This is a genomic window from Actinotalea sp. (assembly GCF_041597215.1).
Taxonomy (GTDB): Bacteria; Actinomycetota; Actinomycetes; order Actinomycetales; family Cellulomonadaceae; genus Actinotalea.
This window is the reverse complement of record NZ_JBFHHB010000284.1, coordinates 1-3,644: the sequence shown is the minus strand read 5'-3', so window position 1 is coordinate 3,644 and position 3,644 is coordinate 1. Positions and strand designations below refer to the sequence as shown.

Below are 3,644 nucleotides of genomic sequence, written 5' to 3'. Positions count from 1 at the left end.
CGTCACCGTGTCCGCGACGATTCGCCGGCGCGCGCCGCCGAACGCTCCGCCGCTGGCCGAGCCCGTCGCGGTGGACGTCGAGTTCGCCGTGGGCCAGGGGCCGTTCGCCACCGAGCGCGTCACCCTCAAGCCCGACGAGGCGCGCCGGGTGGTCGTCCTCAGCGGCACGTGCACTGCTGCGCGGTCGGCACGTTGGCCATGACCGAGGCGACGTGCTGGCCGCAACCGGCCCAGGTGACCTTGCCGCAGGACGAGCAACGAGCGGGACTGCACATGACTTCTCCTCGAATGGGCTGCGGGTACGGCGGGAGCATACCCCTGGGGGTATGTGGATGGCTAGTCGGCCGCGGCGCGGTGCAGCCCGTGCACGACGACGTCGGGGGTCAGTGCGCTCGGGTCGACCTCGGCCGCCCGGTCCAGCTCGTCGAGGGCCCGGCCCACCCACGACGTCACCCGCCAGCCTGCGGCCGCGCGCTCCAGCGCGACGATCCCGGTGTTCGGGACGGGGTGCGCGGCGAACACGCCGAACGGGACGTCGGCGCGCACCGCGCACCAGGTCCGGATCATCGCGCCGTGGCTGACCACGGTCACGTCCCGCGCACCGGCGGCCACGGCCGCCGTCACGGCGGCGTCGAAGCGGGCGAACGCCGCCCGCCCGGTCTCCCCTCCGGGCAGCTGCGCGTCGAGGTCGCCGCGGACCCACGCGAGAAGAGTGCTGAGGTACTCGCGCATCGCCTCCGCGTCCCCGCGCATCTCGAGCTCGCCGGCGGAGATCTCGCGGAGGCGGGCGTCGACGGTGGTCCCCAGCCCGCGGGCCCGGGCGAGGGGGGCGGCCGTCTGGCGGGTCCTGGCCAGCGGTGAGACCAGGAGCGTGTCGATCGCGGTGCCCGCGAGCCGGTCCACGAGCGACTCGGCCTGGCTGCGGCCGAGTGCGGTGAGATCGGCGCCCGGCTCGGCCGTGTCGAGCAGGCCGCCGACGTTGCTGCTCGTCTCCCCGTGGCGGACGAGCAGGAGGCGCGGGCCGGGCTCGTGCGCGGACGTGTCGTCGGTCACCAGGCCGGGTAGCGGTGCAACCATGCATCGACCGTAGCGCTCTCCCGCGCGGTCGGCGGAGCGGTGAGCTGGGTGTAGACGTCCATCGCCAGCTGGTCGGCGACGTGGCCGACGTCCAGTCGCGCGACCGCGTCCACACCCAGGGCGTCCAGCCCGTGCGCGGCGCCGACGAGCGCGCCGGCGATCGCCGCGGCGGCCGGCTGCCCTGTCTCGACCGCTTCGCGGACCGCCTTGGACACCTCGTCGCGCCCCGGGTGCATGAGCGCGCATCGCAGTCCCTCCGCCGTGGCGCGCAGCGCCGTCCTCGGGCCGGAGGGCACACCCTGCAGGGCGAGCTCGGTGATGGGCGGGTACGGGATGCTCTGCGCGGCGAGGGCCTCGAGGGCCGTTCGCGCCCCGGCGACATCGCGCTGCTGGGGGACCTCGGCGTAGGTCTCGTCGACCACGTCGAGGCCGGTCAGCCCGGTGACCTGGCCGGTGGCCAGGCTGGAGGCCAGCGCGCGGGCGAGGGACACGGCCACGACCTGAGCCTCGAGGCCGTGCGTGTAGGCGGCGACGTCCCTCGCGACGCCGCTGAGGTGCCGGTCGAGGCTCGGGTCGAGCGGGCGTCCCGGGCCGGTGGGGTGGGCGTCGAGCCCGCCCGGGTCGGTCAGCGCCAGCAGGGCGACCGGAAGGGTGCGCGACAGGACGAGGTCGCCGGCGCTGTCCCCGGTGGAGTGACCGGGGCGGTGGTCGGGGTCCTCCTGCTCCAGGGCCGCCTCGACCGCAGGTGCCGAGCCCCGGCCGTCCGCGAAGAGGGCCAGGTCGGAGAGCCAGCCGTCGGGCCATCGGTGCGGAGCGGCCGACTCGGCCCAGCGGCGCACCCCAGGGAGCGTGCCCTGGCGGGTGCGCGAGGCCCACCGGGCGGTGGCGTGCCAGGAGCACTCGGGGATCGCCCCCGTCCGGCCGGTGACCTCCTCCCGCACGAGGCCGCGGACGAGTCCTTCGACGCCGGCGAGGAAGAGCAGGCTGGGTGTGCCTGCCATGAGCAGTCCGCGCCCCGGCTCCGGTGACCGGGCAAGAGCATCGCCGAGGCAGTACCCGACGACGAGGCCACGAACCCGGTTCAACACCTGCATAGGACCATGGTCCCATGTCGCGTCGGTCGACGGAACGGCCGACAGCTGATCAACCGGGCGACCCGGACCAGTCCGGCTCCCGCTCCGCCCACCGGCGCGTCAGCCGCCAGAGCCGACCGGACCTGCCGGCTCCTTGTCTCACCCACGCGCTGCCGGGCGCCGGTCCCGCCGCCTCGTGAGCGGTTCCGACGGGTCGGCACGACGCGCGGGGCGGGCACGAGGGTGCGGTGTCGTCGCCCTCGGCGGCATGCTCCTGGAGCATCTCGGCCCAGAGCGGCTCGATGAGCTGGTAGGTCACCGCTCGCTCGAGGTCATGGAAGGCGTCGAGACCCCGAGCGGTGAGCCGGAGGTCACCCTCGGCGCTGCGCAGCAGGCCGGCCCACCGGGCGGGCTCGAGGGCGGCGCGCGCCAGGGCGCCCACCGGCCTGCCGTACGCGTCGGCGAGCGTCGTCGGGCTCAGGCCCCCCGCGTACGCCTGCCAGAAGGCGTCGTAGGCGGCGCCGCCCCATCGGCCCAGGTGCAGGAGGCGGGCGAGCGGGAGGTGGTCGGCGTCTACCGCCGCGAGGTAGCTCCTGAGGCCGAAGTGGTTGACCAGGAAGTCGCGTCCGGTCACCGAGCTCGCGCCCGCACCCATGCCCAGGAACCGGCGACGGGTGATCGAGGTGTACGCCGGGGCTCCTGCCCGGTTGAAGGTCCAGACCGAGCGGCGCTCGTAGCCCATCCTGCGTGCCAGACCGGTCACCTGCCTGAGCACCGCGTGCTCACGCGCTCGCAGGTGCGGAGCCCTCCCGAAGGGTGTGTAGCCGAATCGCATCAGCGGGTAGGTGGAGAGCTGGTCGACCCCCGCGTCGAAGCAGGCCTCGACGTCGGACAGGAAGGCACCCGGCGGGGCGACGGAGTCCTCGCCGGCGGACTCGAGCGCGACGTCGACGATGAGGTCCACGTCGACGCAGTCGAAGCGCCCGATCGCCGACTCCATCGCGGACCTCGCAGCCTCGGCGTCGTGCGGCCTGCCCAGGTGCCGCAGCACCTCGTCGTGGAAGGACTGGGCCCCGATGCTCACAGCGGTGAAGCCGGCGGCGGCGAGCCGGTCGAGACCCTCCGGCGTGCCGTGGGTGGGGAGCACCTCCACGGCACGGTCGCCGGAGGTCGGCAGGCGCTCGAGCAGGTCCCCGAGCGCGTCGGGGTAGAGCGTCGGGGTGCCGCCGCCGACGTAGACGGAGTCGAAGGACCTGCCGAAGCGGCGACGGTGGGCGGTCTCGATGCTGTCGACCTCGCGGGCGAGGGCGGCGAAGTACCGCTCGGCGAGATCGGGGTCCGCCCGCACCTTGTTGTAGGGGCAGAACGGGCAGATCCACGCGCAGAACGGGACGTGCACGTACGCCCCGGCCGGCGCGTCCAGCCGGCCGACGGCGCTCGCTGCGCCTCGAAGCGGGGCACCGGTGCCGCTCATGCCCCGATCGTCCCGCGGCT

Annotated in this window: 4 protein-coding genes; 1 reads left to right on the top strand and 3 read right to left on the bottom strand. The window is 74.9% G+C overall.

Going from position 1 to position 3,644, the window contains the following annotated elements:
* Window positions 1-202, top strand: a 202-nt coding sequence (locus tag ABWK99_RS14665) for a hypothetical protein (RefSeq protein ID WP_372595439.1), incomplete at its 5' end; no start/stop codon positions are given.
* A 134-nt stretch (window positions 203-336) separates the two neighbouring features.
* On the opposite strand, the gene ABWK99_RS14660 is transcribed toward ABWK99_RS14665, so the two are convergent.
* From ABWK99_RS14660 to ABWK99_RS14650, 3 genes are read right to left on the bottom strand one after another with little or no spacing between them, the layout of a single operon-like run.
* Window positions 337-1,077 carry a histidine phosphatase family protein gene (locus ABWK99_RS14660; protein WP_372595438.1) on the bottom strand — a complete coding sequence of 247 codons (741 nt, stop codon included), beginning with the start codon at window positions 1,075-1,077 and terminating at the stop codon, window positions 337-339.
* Window positions 1,050-2,171 carry an ADP-ribosylglycohydrolase family protein gene (locus ABWK99_RS14655; RefSeq protein WP_372595437.1) on the bottom strand — a complete coding sequence of 374 codons (1,122 nt, stop codon included), beginning with the start codon at window positions 2,169-2,171 and terminating at the stop codon, window positions 1,050-1,052. Before ABWK99_RS14655 ends, ABWK99_RS14660 begins: the two co-directional genes overlap by 28 nt.
* A 49-nt stretch (window positions 2,172-2,220) precedes the next feature.
* The gene (locus tag ABWK99_RS14650; protein ID WP_372595436.1) at window positions 2,221-3,624 is read right to left on the bottom strand and encodes a radical SAM protein; all 1,404 of its coding nucleotides are present in this window, start codon (window positions 3,622-3,624) and stop codon (window positions 2,221-2,223) included.
* Window positions 3,625-3,644: the final 20 nt, after the last annotated feature.